The organism is Vibrio sp. Y58_MX_L22, assembly GCF_024181865.1.
Lineage (GTDB): Bacteria > Pseudomonadota > Gammaproteobacteria > Enterobacterales > Vibrionaceae > Vibrio > Vibrio alginolyticus.
This window is the reverse complement of record NZ_JAMZAN010000012.1, coordinates 1-20,467: the sequence shown is the minus strand read 5'-3', so window position 1 is coordinate 20,467 and position 20,467 is coordinate 1. Positions and strand designations below refer to the sequence as shown.

At 44.5% G+C, this 20,467-nt stretch carries 12 protein-coding genes, 1 pseudogene and 1 riboswitch; of the genes and pseudogenes, 6 read left to right on the top strand and 7 right to left on the bottom strand.

Annotated elements, in window-relative coordinates:
- Positions 1 to 9 precede the first annotated feature (9 nt).
- The 5 genes from NL626_RS20240 to NL626_RS20220 form a co-directional block, all read right to left on the bottom strand.
- Complete coding sequence (locus NL626_RS20240; RefSeq protein WP_005381196.1) at positions 10 to 342, bottom strand: hypothetical protein; 333 nt, start codon at positions 340 to 342, stop codon at positions 10 to 12.
- Positions 335 to 985, bottom strand: coding sequence for a type II secretion system protein GspM (gene gspM, locus NL626_RS20235; RefSeq protein WP_005381197.1), 651 nt, complete (start codon positions 983 to 985; stop codon positions 335 to 337). The genes NL626_RS20240 and gspM overlap by 8 nt, the downstream gene beginning before the upstream one ends.
- The gene (locus tag NL626_RS20230) at positions 982 to 2,427 is read right to left on the bottom strand and encodes a hypothetical protein (protein ID WP_054579427.1); all 1,446 of its coding nucleotides are present in this window, start codon (positions 2,425 to 2,427) and stop codon (positions 982 to 984) included. The genes gspM and NL626_RS20230 overlap by 4 nt, the downstream gene beginning before the upstream one ends.
- 11 nt (positions 2,428 to 2,438) lie before the next feature.
- Entirely contained in the window at positions 2,439 to 4,448 is a 2,010-nt protein-coding gene (gene csrD, locus NL626_RS20225; RefSeq protein WP_054728884.1) for an RNase E specificity factor CsrD, read from the bottom strand.
- Positions 4,449 to 4,690: 242 nt separating this feature from the next.
- On the bottom strand, positions 4,691 to 5,230 hold the full coding sequence (locus tag NL626_RS20220) for a single-stranded DNA-binding protein (RefSeq protein ID WP_005381235.1): 540 nt from the start codon (positions 5,228 to 5,230) through the stop codon (positions 4,691 to 4,693).
- 277 nt (positions 5,231 to 5,507) lie between these two features.
- On the opposite strand from NL626_RS20220, the gene NL626_RS20215 reads away from it, so the two are divergent.
- The 4 genes and pseudogenes from NL626_RS20215 to NL626_RS20200 all read left to right on the top strand — a co-directional run bounded on the left by NL626_RS20215 (position 5,508) and on the right by NL626_RS20200 (position 12,006).
- Positions 5,508 to 6,152, top strand: coding sequence for a LuxR C-terminal-related transcriptional regulator (locus NL626_RS20215; protein ID WP_253657680.1), 645 nt, complete (start codon positions 5,508 to 5,510; stop codon positions 6,150 to 6,152).
- A gap of 159 nt (positions 6,153 to 6,311) precedes the next feature.
- Positions 6,312 to 7,184, top strand: coding sequence for a UTP--glucose-1-phosphate uridylyltransferase GalU (galU, locus tag NL626_RS20210; protein WP_005381239.1), 873 nt, complete (start codon positions 6,312 to 6,314; stop codon positions 7,182 to 7,184).
- A 149-nt stretch (positions 7,185 to 7,333) separates the two neighbouring features.
- A complete protein-coding gene (gene uvrA, locus NL626_RS20205) occupies positions 7,334 to 10,156 on the top strand; it encodes an excinuclease ABC subunit UvrA (protein ID WP_005381241.1) in 2,823 nt (940 codons plus the stop codon).
- 67 nt (positions 10,157 to 10,223) lie between these two features.
- Positions 10,224 to 12,006: pseudogene (locus NL626_RS20200) on the top strand (PglL family O-oligosaccharyltransferase).
- A 59-nt stretch (positions 12,007 to 12,065) separates the two neighbouring features.
- Here the strand turns inward: NL626_RS20200 and NL626_RS20195 are convergent.
- Positions 12,066 to 13,187, bottom strand: coding sequence for an alanine--glyoxylate aminotransferase family protein (locus NL626_RS20195; RefSeq protein WP_253657678.1), 1,122 nt, complete (start codon positions 13,185 to 13,187; stop codon positions 12,066 to 12,068).
- Positions 13,188 to 13,407: 220 nt separating this feature from the next.
- Positions 13,408 to 13,586, top strand: a riboswitch (Lysine riboswitch).
- Between the two features lie 101 nt (positions 13,587 to 13,687).
- Between NL626_RS20195 and lysC the strand changes: the two genes are divergently transcribed.
- A complete protein-coding gene (gene lysC / locus NL626_RS20190) occupies positions 13,688 to 15,040 on the top strand; it encodes a lysine-sensitive aspartokinase 3 (protein ID WP_253657677.1) in 1,353 nt (450 codons plus the stop codon).
- Between the two features lie 86 nt (positions 15,041 to 15,126).
- Here lysC and metH read toward each other — a convergent pair whose 3' ends face one another.
- Positions 15,127 to 18,807, bottom strand: coding sequence for a methionine synthase (gene metH / locus NL626_RS20185; protein WP_253657676.1), 3,681 nt, complete (start codon positions 18,805 to 18,807; stop codon positions 15,127 to 15,129).
- 191 nt (positions 18,808 to 18,998) lie between these two features.
- Here metH and NL626_RS20180 point away from each other — a divergent pair, with 191 nt between their 5' ends.
- Positions 18,999 to 20,330, top strand: a complete 1,332-nt coding sequence (locus NL626_RS20180) for a sodium:proton antiporter (RefSeq protein WP_053306797.1) — start codon at positions 18,999 to 19,001, stop codon at positions 20,328 to 20,330.
- Positions 20,331 to 20,467: the final 137 nt, after the last annotated feature.

The following is a 20,467-nucleotide window of genomic DNA, read 5'->3' as shown; positions in this document are numbered from 1 at the left end:
CTCTGGTTATTATTGTTTTACGTTTAAATCAAAAAGCTCTAGGTCCCACTGACGGTTACCACGCTTTAAAGTTACAAATTCACTATTAATGCTCGCGACGCGATAACCTTTAAATAGCTCGCCTTTTTCGACAAGTTTGTTATCCATAATCGCGATACAATCAGTACTTGGCTTACACACAATACTGTTGAGCTTAGGCAGTCGGTACCGTTTAACTTTTGGTTTCGCTGACGTTTCAACCGCTGGTTTTTCCCAACCAAGTGGGGCCGTTGGGTCTTGGTTTGCCCAAGCGGTTCCTGCCGCTGCCATAACAAGCAATGAGATGATGAGTTTGTTAACCACCAATAAACTCCTCTCTAGATCCTAGTGTGTAGACTTCTAACACAAGCTTCGCTTTCGGGTACTCTTCGACTTTATAACTAAAGCTGCGCCAGTAATAACTCGCAGGAAGGCTCTCCAATTTATTCAGATAATTAGCAATAGAAAAATAGTCACCAGTCAGTTCCATACGAACAGGATGCACGTAGTAACCAGAGTATTGCGATGCTTCTTTATCTTCCGTTATTGGCTCAGATGGCAAGGTTTGCAGAGACAAAAGGTGAATGCCACTTTGCTGCTCCAACACATTTTCAAGCAGCTCAGCCATTTGCGAAGGTGTAATAAGATGCTCGATGATCTCCGCTAATTGCATCGAAAGATGCTGACTCTCAGCTAACAGATTAGATATCGCGCGATCAATCTCAGCATTTGGATCTTTCTTAAGTTGCGCCTGAATACGTAGCGTATCGATTTCAATCTTTTGATTGGCTTGCTTTAAATTACTTAGTTGCCTCTCATTACTGATGATCTCGTTAAGCTTTGGCTCCAATACCAGCGTAAAGAGCAACATGATCACGACAACTAAACCGCACAATGCGGTGAGCACTTTTTCGCGCGTACTCATTTCGCCAAAGCGCCCTTCTAATGAGAGCCAGAATTCGTTCATTTCTCTTTATCCTCGCGCGTTTTTAGTTCAAACGTCACAATATCCTTATCATTTCGACCTATTTTGACGTCGTCAAACGTTCGACCAACCAAGCTAATTTCGTTTTTAAATTGGCTAACCCAATTTGGCACTGAGCTCGGTTTTTTCGCTAGCCCCTTCAGGTCTAAGGTATGGGTATTGATTCGAATTTCGGACAAAGAAATTTCTTGGTTTCCTAACTTCGCTAATGATTGCATCACGCCAGAGTAACCCGTGCGCTGCGAGTCATCGTATTTCCCGACAGCTTTAAGCGAGTCTCGCTTCGCCTTGACTTCACGCTCTAAGCGGGCTTTAGCTGCCAGCTTATTATTGTCAGGTTGATGTTTACGTAGCTTGACTTGATAACGTTCAAGCTCTGACTTCATGATATCGCCTTTACTTTTTACAATAGCAATCTCATCTTCCAAACCGCTGCTCTGCCAAGTGACATAACCGTAAGAAAATAGAATTGCAGCCGCCGCAACGCCCCAAGATAACGCGATATTTTTTAGCGTCAGGAGCTCTTTTTTCGGTTTTAAGTAATCGGGATATAAGTTGACGCGTCGAGTATTTGAAGTAGCCGCAGTGTCAGCCAAAACATGTCCTGATAGCTCATGTTCTGGTGGTAATAACGGTGAAACCTTAGTGCTTAAACGGTAATTAAGAGCCTGAACAAGCTCGCTCTCATCCTCTTCATCGCAGCACACTTTCAATTGATGTAATTGCACATGGCGTAACTGAGATGAAAGATAATCAATCGAACGTTGCAGTTCTAACGACAGACTGTCCATCTGTAAATCGCTAGACGGAACCCCCGTTAATGGTGGCGTCACACTGCGAATAGAGCGGTGGAACGCAATAGTATTTTCGACAAAAGCGCTTATACGGAAATGACCACGCACACTGCGTTGTAATAATAGGAAGTTTCCTAGTTCACCCGCAGTCTCTCCCCAAATATCGTCTTCAGGAAGAATGGCTTCTAGTGGTAACTGGGCTCGGCTGGCCAGTAACACAATCTTATCCAATATTTTTCGCGATAAGACGTATGCTTGCACTTTGGTTGAATTCGGTAACTCGACCGCATCGGCAATAATGTCGATGGCACGCTCAGAGATCAGTTCTTTCAACAAAAACGGTAATGCAGCTGGCCATTCTTGACGCGGCATGACCGGTTTGTCAATTTGGTACATCTGGTAATAGTTATGAGAAAGAATAACCGTTAATGAATCATACGCACTCGCTGCAACGCTCAATGCTTGCTCAACGGCTTTTTCCCAATTGGACTCAGAAATATCAAATTGGTATGGACGACTACTTTTGATTGAAGATGATAAATAAACGGCGTCTGGCTGAATAACCAAAAAGCAGGAGCGACCACCACTAGATGATCGCTTAAGCTTGTCGAATAGTGCTTTGAAATCCATGATTATTATCTTTATTTTTTCCGCCAGCGATTTCGTCTTCCCAATTTAACTTGGGATTCTGATTGAGAATTCGGCAACGCTTGGGGACGAGGAAGAAACTGCTGCTCCGCAGAAAAGTAACGCCCTTGCCCACCATAAACCCCGAGCTCAATTAATGTGTTGAGCTCGTTCTGATTCTCAATTCCCACTGCTATAATTTTAGTTTTACTGTTTGCCGCCGCACCTAGCATACTGCGGACAAATAGCTGGTTTTCATGTCGTTGGTCGATTTTTGCTACTAAACTGCGATGAAGTTTAAGGTAACGAATGTCCACTTCTTTTAAATAGTGAGTGCTGACGATGGTACGCCCAGCCTGCCCAACCATTAAGTGGCACCCTAAACCGGCCAGCATTTTAGCGACTGGTCGCATAAAGTCTAAGTGTCTTACAAATTGTGCTTCAACAAACTCAAAACTGAGACACTTTCTCTGCTCACGTGACAACTGTAAGAGTTCATCACGAAACCATTTAAAGTACTCTCGGTTAGAAAATGGCGTTACATTCAAATTGAGCGCATACGATCTTGAGTTATCAAAATTATCCTTAAACTCTCTTAAGAATTTATTAATAACCGACTTATCCATTTGCGCTTCATAACCAACCTGTCTGATCGCAGAAATGAACCGAGACGCTTTAACAATCCCATTCTCAGGATCGCGAATCCGACATGTTAACTCTTCATATAATGATTTTTTATGCGTCGCGTCACTTATTGGGTGCACAGATTGTGCGTAGAGTATCACACTTTCAGGTGTAAGTGCTGTGTCAAATAACGTTCTCCACCTCACACTTCCGCGAGCTTCTTCATCGTGGTTCCATTTTTTGAAGCGACTCCAATTATTGTTATTTTGTAGTTGCGCACTACGCAAAGCAGTCTCGGCTTCATCAATGATTTGGCTGTGTCGCTCACCTTCTTTATAAGTGGTGATGCCAATATGGCACCAGTTGTCTGGATCAAGTGGCTCTGGCGGCATTAACTTTTCTAACTGGCGAATGCATTGCGAGGCAAGGTTAGCCACATCTTTCGCACTTTGGTGCGGTAGAAAAAGCGCAAAATCAGCATCGTAATAACGGGAAAATACAACATCTGGGTATCGTTGAACTAAATTGGACAATAAACTCCCAACTTCAACAATAAACTCATCCGTAATTTGCTTATCTTGCTCTTCTTCAACCAGTTTCCAGTCTTGAATACGCACTAGCAACACGGCGCCGCGAGCCCCACTTTCTAGTAACGCCGATTCCAACTTGCTATCAAATAACACTCGGTTAGCGGTACCGGTTAGCTTATCAAGGAAGGTTTGAGTTCGAATAAAGGTATCAAATCGGCTTCGCTCTTGACGCGCATCTTGTAACTCTTCGATTAATACATCGAGCGCTTCACTGGCGGTGTAAGGCCATTCTTTTTTGTCACCTTTGGCATACTGCTCCACCCTACCAGCCAGGATCATTCTGCCTCGCTCTTCGAGCATTTCGGAGCCTTCTAATTGCTCCTTAAGCCATGCCACGCCGCGCATTAAGCAGAAGATGATCAATACAACGGCAAGCGTGATCGACCAAAGCGCCTGCATTGAGTAGCTGTAACCTAAGTAAGGGGGAATTGCTTTAAAGTGAATCGTGTAATCTTGATTGTGAGTCAGCTGATACTCTGCCTCAAACAAGACTGACGCTTCCATTTGATGAGAAGTATCTTTGAAGCGATAAACAACGGCGTTGTTGGTCGACAACGTCATTTCGACAATATTGGAAGCCTGCAGCATTTTCGGCATCCAGCGCTGCATAGAATAAGCGGCGTCAGGATCTTCCATCTCCTTGTCGACCACCTCTACGATCCCTTCTAAATAATGGGTGAGATATTCCTGCCCAAGACGTTTAAAAGAGAGGGTGCCACCGACAAACAAGATAAACATGGCGCAGATAACGATCATGGTGACAAAGGCCACCAGCCGTGTGCTTAACTTAAGAGTTGGGGTATACCTCATGAATACCAAATTCCTTTTTTATTCATCATATACCTTATTGAAATATTTATACTTGATAAGAGTTCATCAAACAATCGGATTAGTCTGATAGTGAGAGGCTGGAGCATAAAGAAAATCACACTCATTGATAAGTTTTATTGTTACGCCTAACCTTGCCAAGATAAGCCTGTGAGATCATCAGATTGCGACAATAAAAAAGGCCGCGATATTCGCGGCCTTTTCGATTCAAGCATAAGCAGAATTTAGAACGGGATATCGTCGTCAAAATCCATTGGTGGCTCATTGTACTGCTGCTGTGATTGCTGCGGAGCCTGTTGTTGTGGTTGCTGTTGCTGAGGCGCATTGTACTGCTGCTGAGCTGGCTGTTGAGGCTGACCCCATCCACCTTGTTGCTGCTGTTGACCGCCCATTGGTGCGCCGCCACCTTGAGCACGACCGCCAAGCATTTGCATAACACCATTGAAGCCTTGAACAACGACCTCAGTTGAGTAGCGATCTTGGCCACTTTGATCTTGCCATTTGCGAGTTTGCAGTTGCCCTTCAATGTAAACTTGAGAGCCTTTACGCAAGTACTCACCTGCTACTTCCGCAAGTTTGCCGAACAACACAACACGGTGCCATTCCGTTTTTTCGCGCTGTTCGCCAGTCGCTTTATCACGCCATGAATCAGAAGTTGCAATAGTAATGTTTGCTACTGCACCGCCATTCGGCATGTAACGAATTTCAGGGTCGTTACCTAGATTCCCCACCAAAATAACTTTGTTAATTCCACGGCTGGCCATGATGTGCTCCGTTTCACTCTGGATATATAAAATTTTAGCGCATTAGAATAGCACGCTTTAATGTTTTGATTAAAGTCTAATACCATTGTGATCTATTGAGTCACCCTCTTGAACCCAAATCGTATTTCAACTTACGTGTGTAGCATTTTTGATTCGCGTTGCAGACATCGTTTCGTGAAGCTTTGAATTCGAACGCATTTATTCAGTAAAGCGATGGTTATGGCCTCTCTTTAATGCCAGTTTATGGCTTCTATTGAACCCAGGGAGATTGGAACACGTGAGAAAGTCGGCTTACGCAAGAAAGCTATTTCTGATCAGTATGGAAGATAATGCGCAAAAAAAAGTGGCGGCACTCGAAAAGTACATTGATATGAGCATCCCGATGATTTCAACCGAAGCACTCATGGAAGCCAAGCCACAACACCGTAATAAAATTCTACTGATCGACTTCAGTGAACATAAATCACTTGTTCAATCGATCAAAAACTTGCCTCTTGTATGGAAAAACTTTGAAACCGTTGTCTTCAACGTGCCTAAAAGACTAACCACGGATGAACTTCTTTCATTTGGTCAATTAAAAGGTGTGTTTTATTCTGAAGATACGCTAGAGCAAATTGGAGAAGGGTTAAAAGGCATTGTTAACGGTCAAAACTGGCTGCCGCGTAATGTAACCAGTCAACTTTTACACTATTACCGCAATGTCATTAATACTCATACTGCACCAGCTACGGTAGACCTAACCATTCGTGAGCTACAAGTACTGCGTTGCCTACAAGCTGGCGCCTCGAACAGTCAGATGGCCGAAGAGTTATTCGTCAGTGAATTCACCATCAAATCGCACTTGTATCAGATATTCAAAAAGCTATCCGTAAAGAACCGAGTACAGGCAATCGCCTGGGCAGACCAAAACTTAATGTCGTGATGCAATGTGAGCGGCTCTGATAACTGAAATGACGAGTCGCTCATCTTTTTTCCGCACCGAGTCTCACATTTTTTCCTACTTTATTCATGATTCATTGATACCTCTCGTGTTAAAGTTATGCGCAGATTCTTGATAAAAACGAGATAGGATATTCCCCCAATGATAAAAAAATGTCTGTTCCCTGCTGCAGGCTATGGCACACGCTTCCTACCGGCAACGAAATCTATGCCAAAAGAGATGATGCCAGTCGTGAACAAACCGCTTATTGAATACGGTGTCGAAGAAGCAATCCAAGCTGGTATGAACGGCATGTGTATTGTGACAGGTCGTGGCAAGCACTCGATCATGGACCACTTTGATAAGAACTACGAACTGGAACATCAGATTAGCGGTACCAACAAAGAAGAGCTGTTGGTAGATATCCGTGAAATCATTGAATCTGCAAACTTCACTTATATACGTCAACGCGAAATGAAAGGCTTGGGCCACGCGATTCTAACTGGACGAGAATTGGTAGGCGATGAGCCATTTGCTGTTGTTCTTGCTGATGACCTTTGTGTGAACGAGCAAGAGGGCGTACTGGCTCAGATGGTGGCACTATTTAAGCAGTTCCGCTGTTCTATCGTTGCAGTGCAAGAAGTACCAGCCGAAGAAACACACAAATACGGCGTTATCTCTGGTGAAATGATCAAAGACGACATCTACCGTGTAGACGACATGGTAGAAAAACCAGAGAAAGGCACGGCGCCTAGCAACCTTGCTATCATTGGCCGCTACATCCTGACTCCCGATATTTTTGAACTGATCGAAAACACTGAACCTGGTAAAGGTGGTGAAATTCAAATCACGGACGCGCTGCTTAAACAAGCAAAAGCGGGCTGTGTATTGGCTTACAAATTCAAGGGCAAACGCTTTGACTGTGGTAGCGTTGAAGGTTACATCGAAGCAACTAACTATTGTTTTGAAAACCTGTATCTAAAAGATGAAAAAACCTCTGAGCTAGGTAAGCACGCAACACAAAAAGCAGTATAAAGCATCGTCTTAGTACGAAATTACTGTATCGAAAGCCCAGCACAACGCTAGGCTTTTTACTTTACTGTTTTTTTATCCAGTAATTTTCTTTGCACATTTCTCACACTATGTAATACTTGCCCCACTTGGTTATACATAGAGCAAAAACGATGGATAAAATAGAAGTTCGCGGTGCCCGAACCCATAACCTTAAAGACATTAATCTTACAATCCCTCGCGATAAACTGATTGTCATTACTGGACTAAGTGGCTCCGGTAAATCCTCTCTCGCTTTCGATACATTGTATGCAGAAGGCCAACGACGCTACGTAGAGTCTCTCTCTGCCTACGCTCGTCAGTTTTTGTCTCTGATGGAAAAACCCGATGTCGACCACATTGAAGGGTTATCACCCGCGATTTCTATTGAACAGAAATCTACTTCTCATAACCCGCGTTCAACCGTCGGTACAATTACCGAAGTCTACGACTACTTACGTCTATTGTATGCTCGTGTGGGCGAACCCCGCTGTCCAACGCATCATGCCCCTCTTGCCGCGCAAACCATCAGCCAAATGGTGGACAAAGTCCTAGAGATGCCGGAAGGCAGCAAAATGATGCTATTGGCGCCTATTGTCAAAGAACGTAAAGGTGAGCATGTTAAAACGCTTGAGAACTTAGCGGCTCAAGGCTTTATTCGTGCGCGTATTGATGGAGAAACTTGCGATCTTTCCGATCCTCCAACCCTTGAGCTACATAAAAAGCACACCATTGAAGTCGTGGTAGACCGCTTTAAAGTTCGTCCAGACTTACAACAGCGCTTGGCCGAATCTTTCGAGACCACGCTCGAATTATCAGGCGGAATTGCGGTTGTCGCGCCAATGGATGGCGACGGTGAAGAGATTATTTTCTCCGCCAACTTCGCTTGTCCACAATGTGGTTACAGCATGCAAGAGTTAGAGCCGCGACTTTTCTCATTCAACAATCCTGCTGGTGCATGTGGCACTTGTGATGGCTTGGGTGTTCAACAATACTTCGATCCAAGCCGAGTCATTCAAGATGATTCATTAAGCTTGGCACAAGGTGCGATTCGCGGTTGGGATCAAAAGAACTACTACTACTTCCAAATGCTCACCTCATTGGCCGATCATTATGGTTTTGACCTCCATGCCCCTTTTAATTCTCTGCCAAAGAAAACGCAAGATGTCATTCTAAAGGGCTCAGGTCGTACTGAGATTGAGTTTAAATACATCAACGATCGTGGCGATATTCGCGTTAAACGCCATCCATTCGAAGGTATTCTGAATACCCTAGAACGTCGCTATCGTGATACAGAATCCAACTCTGTCCGTGAAGAGCTTGCAAAATACATCTCCACTAAATCTTGTTCAAGCTGTGGCGGTACTCGTCTACGCCTTGAAGCACGTAACGTGTTTATTGCTGATACGACACTACCTGAGATTGTTGAACTCAGCATTGCTGATGCATTGGAATTCTTCCATTCCTTGAAACTGGAAGGTCAACGCGCCCAAATCGCTGAAAAAGTGATGAAGGAAATCAACGACCGCCTGCAATTCTTAGTTAACGTCGGTTTGAACTACCTAAACTTATCACGCAGTGCAGAAACCTTATCAGGCGGTGAAGCTCAACGTATTCGTTTAGCAAGCCAAATTGGGGCGGGTCTTGTTGGTGTGATGTATGTTCTGGACGAACCGTCGATTGGTCTCCACCAGCGTGATAATGAACGCTTATTAAAAACGCTCACTCATTTGCGCGATTTAGGTAATACCGTACTTGTGGTAGAACACGATGAAGATGCGATTCGCTGTGCAGATCATGTCATAGATATTGGTCCTGGTGCTGGCGTACATGGTGGTAATGTTGTTGCGGAAGGCACCATGGAAGAGATAGTCGCGAATCCGAATTCTCTGACAGGTCAGTACTTAAGTGGTGTTAAAGAAATCGCAGTACCGAAAGATCGCACGCCGCGAGATCCGAAAAAAACGGTTGAGCTATTAGGCGCTACAGGTAATAACCTTAAAAACGTTAATCTTTCAATTCCTGTTGGGTTATTCAGCTGTATTACAGGAGTATCTGGCTCAGGTAAATCAACGCTGATTAATGATACTTTCTTTAAAATTGCGCATACCCAACTTAACGGAGCGACAACGGCTCAGCCTTCACCTTATAAATCGATTAAAGGTCTAGAGCACTTCGATAAAGTCATCGATATCGATCAAAGCCCAATTGGCCGTACACCTCGCTCTAACCCTGCAACCTATACGGGGATCTTTACACCAATCCGTGAACTGTTTGCAGGCACACAGGAGTCGCGTTCTCGCGGTTACAAACCGGGCCGTTTTAGTTTTAACGTACGCGGTGGTCGTTGTGAGGCCTGTCAGGGTGACGGTGTTATCAAAGTAGAAATGCATTTCCTACCAGATGTTTATGTGCCATGTGATGTGTGTAAAGGTAAACGCTACAACCGCGAAACGCTCGAAGTACGTTACAAAGGTAAAACTATTGATGAAGTGCTAGAAATGACGGTCGAAGATGCACGCACCTTCTTCGATCCAGTTCCTGCCATCGCTCGCAAACTACAAACACTGATGGATGTGGGTTTGTCGTACATACGATTGGGTCAAGCGGCAACAACACTCTCCGGTGGTGAAGCACAGCGTGTGAAACTGGCGCGAGAGCTATCCAAACGTGATACAGGAAAAACCTTGTACATTTTGGATGAACCAACAACCGGCTTGCACTTCCATGATATCCAGCAGTTGCTCACTGTACTGCACAGGCTTCGCGACCACGGAAATACTGTCGTGGTGATCGAGCATAACCTGGACGTCATTAAGACTGCGGACTGGATTATCGATCTTGGTCCTGAAGGGGGTCAGGGTGGCGGCGAGATAATCGCTCAAGGCACTCCGGAAGATGTGTCGCAAATCGAGGGTTCGCACACAGCTCACTTCCTCAAGCCTATGTTGAAGTAGAAAAAACAGGTAAAGTATCGAGACCAGCAAGTGCTGGTCTTTTTTCATTCAAAACAACGCAATAACTATGGCTACTATACATGTAAGTGGAACAAAGCTTTCTCCCGAAAAAGTACAGGTTCCCCTCAATCGCAAGTTTCTCATTGCCTTGGCAACACTATTTGTGTTGGCAATGCACTTTTTCATGCCCAACCCCGGCGGTTCGGGGCTTTCGCTTTCGTTCAATGCGACAACTTGGATTGCTTTTAGCTTTGCATTAGGCATTGGGTGTTACCAACTAGCGAATAATCGAGTGCTACGTTACTCAAAACTAACCATCGGCTTGTTCATTAGTGCTCTTATCATGACAGTGCCCATTCTGTACCCAAATGCGAATAGCAGCTTGGCAGCCAATAAGCTCATAGGCCTGTGGTGTGGTGTCCTGTTCTTTATTGTTTTACAACAATTTCATTTCAGTAATAAACATCGCCAACGCCTATTATGGTTCATTGTCCTTGCGGTTGTTATCGAAGCCATTTTTGGTTTGACACAATATCTGTATCTCAAACCAGGCAATCCGTTTGGTTACGACACGGTGGCCAATCGTCCTTATGGTATTTTCCAACAGCCCAATGTAATGGCCAGTTTTCTTGCGACAGGGTTGGTGATTGCCAGCTATTTACTTGCACGTCAGCCCTACAAATACGATCGTAAGTTAAGCGATGTTTACCTTCTCTATGCCGTACCAGTTTTAACTTTACCACTAATTGTGGCGTTGGCTTCACGCACTGGTTGGTTAGCCTCGGTCATCGCCGTGTTGTTGGTCATTCCATACATGTACCGCTTTGCAACCAAAGGGCGCTTTATCCGCTGGGTTGTGTCACTTGTAAGTGGGCTCTTACTCTCAGTCGTTGTCATGCATCTTGCCTTTCCTGATGGAGGTGGGTTAGCCGCAGAAAAAGTAAATATGGAGTCTCCTCGAGCGTATACTTTTCCGCAAACATTAGACATGGTGATTGAAAAGCCTTTTACTGGTTATGGATATGGCAAGTTTGAATCTGAGTACATGCTGTATACGGCTCGTCAACATGCCCTAAATGAGAATTACCCAGCTGGTTTGCCAGCCATGGATCATCCGCATAATGAGCTACTATACTGGGGAGTAGAAGGTGGCTTGCTGCCAATAATCGGCATCTTCTTAGCGATGGCACTGGTACTGTATCGAATCTATCAAGCCAAACGCGGAACTCGTCTTGCGTTGCTGGCCTTGTTTATACCTATCGTATTGCACTCGCAACTGGAATACCCTTTCTATCACTCTCTCGTGCATTGGTTGATCTTCGTTATCCTGCTGTACTGGGTCGATCAGCGCGTCTCTCGTTATCGACAAATCGGCTTTAGTAATGTGACCAAAAGCTTGCTGCGTGTTTTTAGTTTGGTACTTCCCGTTGCGTTTACGTTTTACATGGTAAGCGCATTGCATACGAACTATGTATTGACGAAGTTTGAGACCACTAGGCCAACTAACCCTGATATTCTGAATCAAGTCAGTAACCCTGTGGTTTGGAAAGACAGATTTGATTGGGATGTTTATAGCACGTTTTTAAACATTGGGCTGTACCAACAAGACGCAACCTTGATTCAGCCTTATATCGATTGGTCGCTAAAAATCATCAAAGATAAGCCTCGCCCTGCATTTTATAATAATTTGATTTTGGCCTACCAAGGCTTAGATGACTCAAGTAAAGCGGAGCAAATTAGAGCTGAAGCGCAGTTTTTGTTCCCGAAGATTGATTTCAGTGACGTCAATTACCAACCACCTTCTCAAGCAATCTCTGCCTCACCAACCCCCCACTTCAGGAGCTGAGTAAGAAATACCAAAAAGCGAAGGGATGACCTTCGCTTTTCTTTATCTCATTGCTGTATGATTTTATTCAGTGAGTGACTCTTCTAACGCTTTTAAGCACAGCGCAACGTTTTCAGATCGAGCGCCGTAACCCATTAAGCCAATACGCCACGCTTTACCAGCTAATGCCCCAAGGCCAGCACCAATTTCTAGGTTATAGGTTTCTAGCAAGTGAGCACGAACTTTTGCTTCATCAATTCCTTCAGGCACGTAAATCGCATTTAATTGTGGCAACCGATGGGCTTCGTCCACAACAAATTCAAAGCCTAACTTTTGTAAGCCATTTTTGAGTTTTTCATGCATCAGTTGGTGACGAGCCCAAGCGTTTTCTAATCCTTCATTTTTCAGTATCAATAAAGCTTCATGAAGCGCATACAAGCTATTAACTGGCGCCGTATGATGGTAACTACGCTTGCCTTCTCCACTCCAATACCCCAAAACTAAACTCTGATCGAGGAACCAACTCTGTACTGGTGTTGTTCTTGCTTGAATCTTTTCAATCGCGGCAGGAGAAAACGTCACTGGTGAGAGCCCTGGTACACATGACAAACATTTTTGACTGCCAGAGTAAACCGCATCCAGTTGCCATTCATCCACTTTTAACGGCACACCACCAAGCGATGTCACCGCATCAACAATAGATAATGCATTATGCTGTTTCGCCAGCTTACCCAATGCTTGAGCATCACTGACTGCACCAGTTGAGGTTTCCGCATGCACAAAAGCAAGAATTTTTGTATCTGGGTGCTGTTCGAGTGCTTGCTCGACTTTATCAATGGAAACAGGCGTCCCCCATTCATCATCGACGATAACAACTTCGCCACCAGAACGGACGACATTTTCGCGCATGCGTTCACCAAATACACCGTTACGGCAAACGATCACTTTATCACCTTTCTCGATCAAGTTTACAAAGCAGGTTTCCATCCCTGCACTACCTGGCGCTGAAACCGCAATAGTGAATTCATTGTCAGTTTGAAAGGCATACTTCAATAGCTGCTTGAGCTCATCCATCATACCGATAAACAGAGGATCAAGGTGACCTACAGTAGGACGGCTTAGTGCTTGTAACACTTGAGGATAAATATCAGAAGGACCAGGTCCCATTAAAATACGGTGAGGCGGAATAAAGCTTTGGATCGACATGTCAGCTCCTTGATTATCTTTTATCCTGAGCATTCTAAAAGTTCTATTCAATAACATGGCTCAGGTGTAGGGTTCTTCACCCTAATAGATTTTTCCTCTATCAGCAATTAGCCGTAAGTATGGAGGTCAAACCAGTGTCACAAAATCGTTAATAAAAAACACCATAAAGGTTGAAATATTGATTGACATTAAGGCCTCAAAACCGTTCAATGTTTGAGCTTTATGTAGAAGAGGAGCGCTACCCAGGTAGATGATTTGTGGAACCGCAATTCCAACACCAATCATTGAGGGGGAGTAGTGCCGAGGTAAGTCAAAGTTGCAGGATTTGACTTGTCGGTTGAATTGGGCTGAATCCCATCAACTGTCATCAGCGCAGTCTGATGAAGGGCTTCTGAGGGTAAATTTTTCAAATAGCATTCTAAATACCTCTCTTTTTGCTCTGTTCCTTTTCTCACTAAACATTGGATGTACAATTTTTTAGGAAGTCGTGGGAGAACGCAGTGAGCGCATTTAACGTAGCTAAATTCGGTGGAACCAGTGTTGCCAACTTTGAGGCAATGAGTCGTTGCGCCACCATTATCGAAAACAATCCAAATACTCGCCTGGTCGTGAGCAGCGCTTGCTCTGGCGTCACCAACCTATTGGTAGAACTCGCCAACGGTGTTCAGGATCAAACGCACCGTACTGAGCTGCTGCAAAATCTGGCCAACATTCATGACGCCATTTTAACTCAGCTCGAAGACAGCACGAAAACTGCTGCCGAGGTGTATGGCATATTAGATACCGTAACCAGCCTGGCCGAGGCTGCATCTATCCAAGCTAGTGCGAAGTTAACCGATCATTTAGTCGCATGTGGCGAACTCATGTCGACGCATATTCTAACTCAGTTAATGTGTGAGCGGGGCATTCAAGCTGTGCGCTTTGATATCCGCGATGTGCTGCGTACTGATGACAACTTTGGTCGCGCGGAGCCAAACATTGAAGCAATTTCGACGCTTGCGCAAGATAAACTCGTACCACTTTGCCAACAATCCGTTATTGTTACTCAAGGCTTCATAGGATCTGACGAAGCCGGTAATACAACAACATTAGGTCGAGGGGGCAGCGATTACAGCGCCGCCTTAATTGCTGAGAGCGTTAAAGCGGCAGGGCTAGAAATCTGGACTGATGTTCCGGGTATCTACACAACAGACCCGCGAATTGCACCAAAAGCCTCACCAATTCCCGAGATCAGCTTTAGTGAAGCTTCAGAAATGGCTAACTTTGGCGCTAAAATCCTTCACCCTTCTACGCTAGTACCTGCATTGCGCCACGACATTCCGGTATTTGTGGGGTCATCGAAAGAGCCTGAAAAAGGGGGAACTTGGATTCGCCACCAAGTCGAAAGCTCACCGTTATTCCGTGCGCTAGCTTTGCGTTGTAACCAAACCATGGTAACGCTACGCAGCGCCAATATGTTCCACGCATACGGCTTCTTAGCAAAGGTCTTTGAGATCCTTGCAAAGCATAAGATATCTGTCGATTTGATCACAACATCTGAAATCAGTGTATCGTTAACACTTGATCAAACTGATACATCTGGCGGAGCACCACAGCTGCCGCAAGCTGCACGAGAAGAGTTAGAAGAGTTATGTAAGGTAGAAGTTGAACATGACCTATGCCTCGTTGCTCTCATTGGTAACAACATGAGTGAGAGTAAAGGCTACGCGAAACAGGTTTTTGGCACGCTAGAAGATTTTAACCTACGCATGATTTGTTATGGCGCTAGCCCTCACAACTTATGCTTCTTGCTCCATGAATCGGTATCGAAGCAAGCCATACAAAAACTCCACACTGAGTTGTTTGAGAAGTAAGTTCAACTCAATAAAACAAAGGGCTGCGTATCTGCAGCCCTTTGTCGTTTCATTAGTTGTTACATTTGGACGAGGTAAACATCAATTTAACCGTTAATGTTTGGCCCTAACCATTTTTCAGCCTCGATCCTATCCCACCCCTTACGATCGGCGTAACTCTCTAGCTGATCTTCTTGGATCTGTGCGATCGCAAAGTAACGTGAGTCAGGATGAGAGAAATACCAACCAGAGACTGACGCGCCCGGATACATTGCATAGCTGGAGGTTAGAGTCATGCCAATATTCTCTTCCACATTAAGTAGCTCCCAAAGCGGTCCTTTTTCAGTATGCTCAGGGCACGCTGGATAACCTGGTGCAGGGCGAATACCTTGGTATTTTTCACGAATGAGATCATCGTTAGATAAATCTTCATCCGCAGCATAACCCCAAATTTCTTTACGGACACGCTCATGCAAATACTCAGCAAACGCTTCGGCTAGGCGATCCGCCACCGCTTGAATCATAATTGCGTTGTAATCATCTCCCTGTGCTTTGTATTCATCAGCAAGCTCTCGTTCACCAATACCACCAGTGACAGCAAATGCCCCTATCCAATCATGCTTACCCGACTCTTTAGGTGCGATGTAGTCGGATAAACAATAGTTGAATCCTTTTGGTTTCTCGGTCTGTTGTCGCAAGTTACGTAATACTTTCACAACGTCGGTACGAGTTTCATCAGCATAAACTTCAATGTCGTCCCCCACGCTCGCAGCAGGGAATAAGCCACATATTCCACGCGCTTTTAACAGGCCTTCTCGCTCAACTCGATCAAGTAACTCGTTGGCATCTTCGAATAAACGTTTTGCTTCTTCACCAACTTCTTCATGTTGGAAAATTGTTGGATACTTACCCACAAGTGACCAAGTCATAAAGAATGGTGTCCAATCGATGTATTGACGTAATATAGCCACATCAAAATCATCGAAGATATGAATGCCAGGCTTAACAGGCACTGGAGGAGTATAAGCTTCCCAATCGATCGCAACTTTATTCGCTCGAGCAGCTTCTAATGTCACTGGTTTGGTTCTCGGTTTCTTTCGATTATGTTGATCACGTACTCGTTCGTAATCAGCTTCAAGTTTTTCAACAAATTCAGGGCGACGTTCATCTGACAGAAGAGAAGTACATACGCCCACTGCACGTGAGGCGTTGTTCACGTAAACCACTGGATGCTTGTAATTTTGCTCAATCTTAACTGCTGTATGGGCTTTTGACGTTGTTGCGCCACCGATGAGAAGAGGTAAGTTAAAGTCGAGACGCTCCATCTCTTTTGCAACATGCACCATTTCGTCTAATGAAGGTGTGATCAACCCTGATAAACCAATAATATCGACGTTCTCTTCTTGCGCTACTTTTAAGATCTTTTCGCAAGGAACCATGACACCAAGATCGATAATTTCGTAGTTATTGCACTGCAATACAACGCCAACGATATTTTTCCCGATATCATGTACATCACCTTTGACCGTCGCTAGCAAAATCTTACCGTTTGTTTGTCCCACCTGCTTTTCTGCATTGATGTAGGGCTCCAGATGCGCGACTGCTTGCTTCATCACTCGTGCAGATTTTACGACCTGAGGAAGGAACATTTTACCTTCACCAAACAAGTCTCCGACGACGTTCATCCCATCCATTAGTGGGCCTTCAATCACCTCTAATGGCTTTGAAGCGTTGACACGAGCCTCTTCGGTATCATCAACGATGAACTCAGTTATTCCTTTCACTAACGCGTGCTCTAAGCGCTTTTCAACAGGCCAAGTTCTCCACTCAAGTGCAGAGGCATCCTCCTCTTTACCTACCCCTTTGCCTGCATATTCCGCCGCGATATCTAACAATCTCTCAGTGGCGTCATCACGACGGTTAAGAACGACATCTTCCACAGCCTCACGCAATTTTTCAGGCACGTTATCGTAGATTTCTAACTGACCCGCATTCACGATCCCCATATCCATACCATTCTTAAAACAGTGGTAGAGGAATACCGCATGAATCGCCTCGCGAACATAGTTATTGCCACGGAAAGAGAACGAGACGTTAGAAACCCCACCCGAGATCATCGCGTGTGGTAAATCACGTTTGATATCGCCAACGGCTTCAATGAAATCCACCGCGTAGTTATTATGCTCCTCGATCCCCGTAGCAATGGCAAAAATGTTTGGGTCAAAAATGATGTCTTCTGGTGGAAAGCCTACTTCATCAACAAGAATTCGGTAAGCGTTGGTACAAATTTCTACTTTGCGCTCACGTGTATCTGCTTGCCCAATCTCATCAAACGCCATCACAATCACAGCCGCACCGTAACGGCGGATCAACTTAGCTTGTTCAACGAATTTCTCTTTGCCTTCTTTGAGAGAGATCGAGTTAACAATGCCTTTGCCTTGGATGCACTTAAGACCGGCTTCAATAACCTCCCACTTGGAAGAGTCAACCATGATTGGTACTTTTGAGATTTCAGGTTCTGACGCACAAAGGTTTAAAAAGCGAACCATACAAGCTTGTGCATCCAACATGCCTTCATCCATGTTGATATCGATAATTTGAGCGCCATTTTCAACTTGTTGACGAGCCACATCGAGCGCTTCATCGTACAGCTCTTCTTTAATTAAGCGCTTAAAACGCGCAGAACCGGTTACATTCGTACGCTCACCGACATTGATAAATAAAGAGTCTTTATCAATAGCGAGTGGCTCCAGGCCAGACAAGCGACAAGCAACGGGAAGTTCAGGTAATTGACGAGGGGCGATATTTTCAACCGCGAGTGCCATTTGGCGAATGTGCTCAGGAGTTGTACCACAACACCCACCAATCAAGTTTAAAAAGCCACTTTGAGCCCACTCTTTAACATGCTTAGCCATATCTTCTGGCGACAAATCGTATTCGCCGAATGCATTCGGAAGCCCAGCATTTGGGTGAGCGGAAACAAAAGATTCTGATATACGAGAGAGCTCTTCAACATAAGGACGCAGCTCATCTGGACCAAGTGCACAGTTCAAACCAAACGAAATCGGTTTAACATGACGTAATGAGTTGTAAAACGCTTCTGTGGTTTGACCGGATAATGTCCGACCGGAAGCATCAGTAATAGTCCCCGAGATCATCACAGGTAACTCAATACCCATCTCTTCAAACACACTTTCAACAGCAAATGAACAAGCCTTAGCGTTAAGCGTATCGAAGATGGTCTCGATAAGAATAAGGTCAGAACCACCTTTAATTAGAGCACGAGTCGATTCAGAGTAAGCCTCAACTAACTCGTCGAAAGAAACATTTCGATATCCGGGGTCATTTACATCAGGAGAAATAGAACAAGTTCGGTTCGTCGGCCCTAAAACCCCTGCGACATAACGCGGCTTATCGGGTGTTTTTGCGGTCCATTCATCTGCAACTTCACGTGCAAGATTGGCTGCTGCAAAGTTAATTTCTTCACTCAGGCTTTCCATCTCGTAGTCAGCCATCGCAATGGTTGTTGCGTTAAACGTGTTGGTTTCGAGAATATCTGCACCCGCTTCTAAATATGCAGCGTGAATTTCCTTGATAAGTTGAGGCTGACTTAGAACCAACAGGTCGTTGTTACCTTTTAGATCACAATGCCAATCCGCAAAGCGCGTTCCTCGATAGTCTTGCTCTTCAAGTTTGTATCCCTGAATCATGGTCCCCATACCACCATCAATCAAAAGAATACGTTGCTTCAATTGAGCTTCAATCTGTTGTCTTACGTTACTTCCCACAGTACAGCCTCATTCCTTTAGTTATCTTTCCATCCTATCACACAAACTTCAGGAGTCTAGACGTCTAAACGTAGAATTAATGATTATTTTATCTCCTTTTTAACTTGCAAAATAATCACGAAAAAATGTTTGCTATTTAAGCAGCATCAGCCGAGAATTCCATTCATAAAATGTTACAAATAGAGAGCTCTATGTCGGTCTATCATACTTTATGTTTTCTATCCGCAGCTGCGATGCTAATTGCTTTTGTAAACAGCAAGATAGGAAAGATGCAAACCACCATTGCGATTACCGCAGGTTCAATGGTGCTTTCACTTCTAATCTTAATTGCGGGTCAAAACAACTGGTTCCATCTCACCGAAATTGCGACGGAGACGGTCACAAGGATTAACTTCGAAGATTTCTTGCTCAAAGGCATTCTTGGCTTCTTACTATTTGCTGGTGGACTAGGCATCAAACTCCCGAACCTTAAAGATCAAAAGTGGGAGATCACTGTTTTAGCCCTTGGAGCCACACTGTTTTCCACGTTCTTTATTGGATTTGCGCTGTATGGGTTTTGTCAGTTAATTGGCATCCAATTTGATTTGGTCTACTGCTTACTATTTGGTGCTCTAATATCGCCAACTGACCCAATCGCTGTATTGGCTATTGTTAAAAAACTCGATGCTCCCAAACGTATCTCCACTCAGATTGAAGGAGAATCGCTCTTCAATGATGGCTTCGGTTTGGTTATCTTCGTCACTCTATTTACGATTGCATTTGGCACTGAGGCACCAACTGTAGGTAGTGTCACCTTACTCTTCATCCAAGAAGCTATCGGTGGTATCACATATGGTTTCGTCCTCGGTTTGCTATTCCACTACTTGATCAGTGCCACCGATGATCACTCAATGGAATTGTTACTTACCATTGGTGTCCCAACAGCAGGTTACGCATTTGCTGAATACATCCATGTATCAGGCCCACTCGCGATGGTTGTATCCGGTATTATGATTGGCAACTGGACACGCTTTATTGGCTTTTCAAAAGAGAGTGAAGATCACCTTGACCATTTTTGGGAGCTTGTTGATGAGTTCTTGAATGGCGTGTTATTCCTACTGATCGGCATGTCGATGCTGCTATTTGAATTCCACAAAGAAGACTGGATTATGATGGCTATTTCAGTCCCTCTTGTACTAGCAGCTCGCTATTTAAGCGTATTTCTCTCGTACATTGGCTTTAAGCGTTACAGAAAATATAACCCGTGGTCAGTACGTATTTTGACGTGGGGCGGCTTACGCGGGGGCCTTGCATTGGCAATGGCACTTTCCATTCCATCTGGTATTTGGGTGATTCAAGATAAGTTAATCGATGTAAAAGAGATTATTCTTGTAATGACCTACTCCGTCGTTGTTTTCTCTATCCTCATTCAAGGCTCAACAATCACCCCAATGATTGAAAAAGCAAAAGCAGAAGAGAAGAAGATGGAAGAGAACAACCAAGCAATAACCACTCCGGAACATACGGAGCCAGTGGACTCTTAAAGACACGTAACTTAATAAGTAAATTACCACCTTCTAAAGAAGGTGGCTTTGTGTGAGCCCCCTAAAAGGGGGCCTTTGTTTAGTCCAGCGCCAATTGCTGCTGCTCTACTCGCTCTTGCTTCTCTTGATGTCTTACA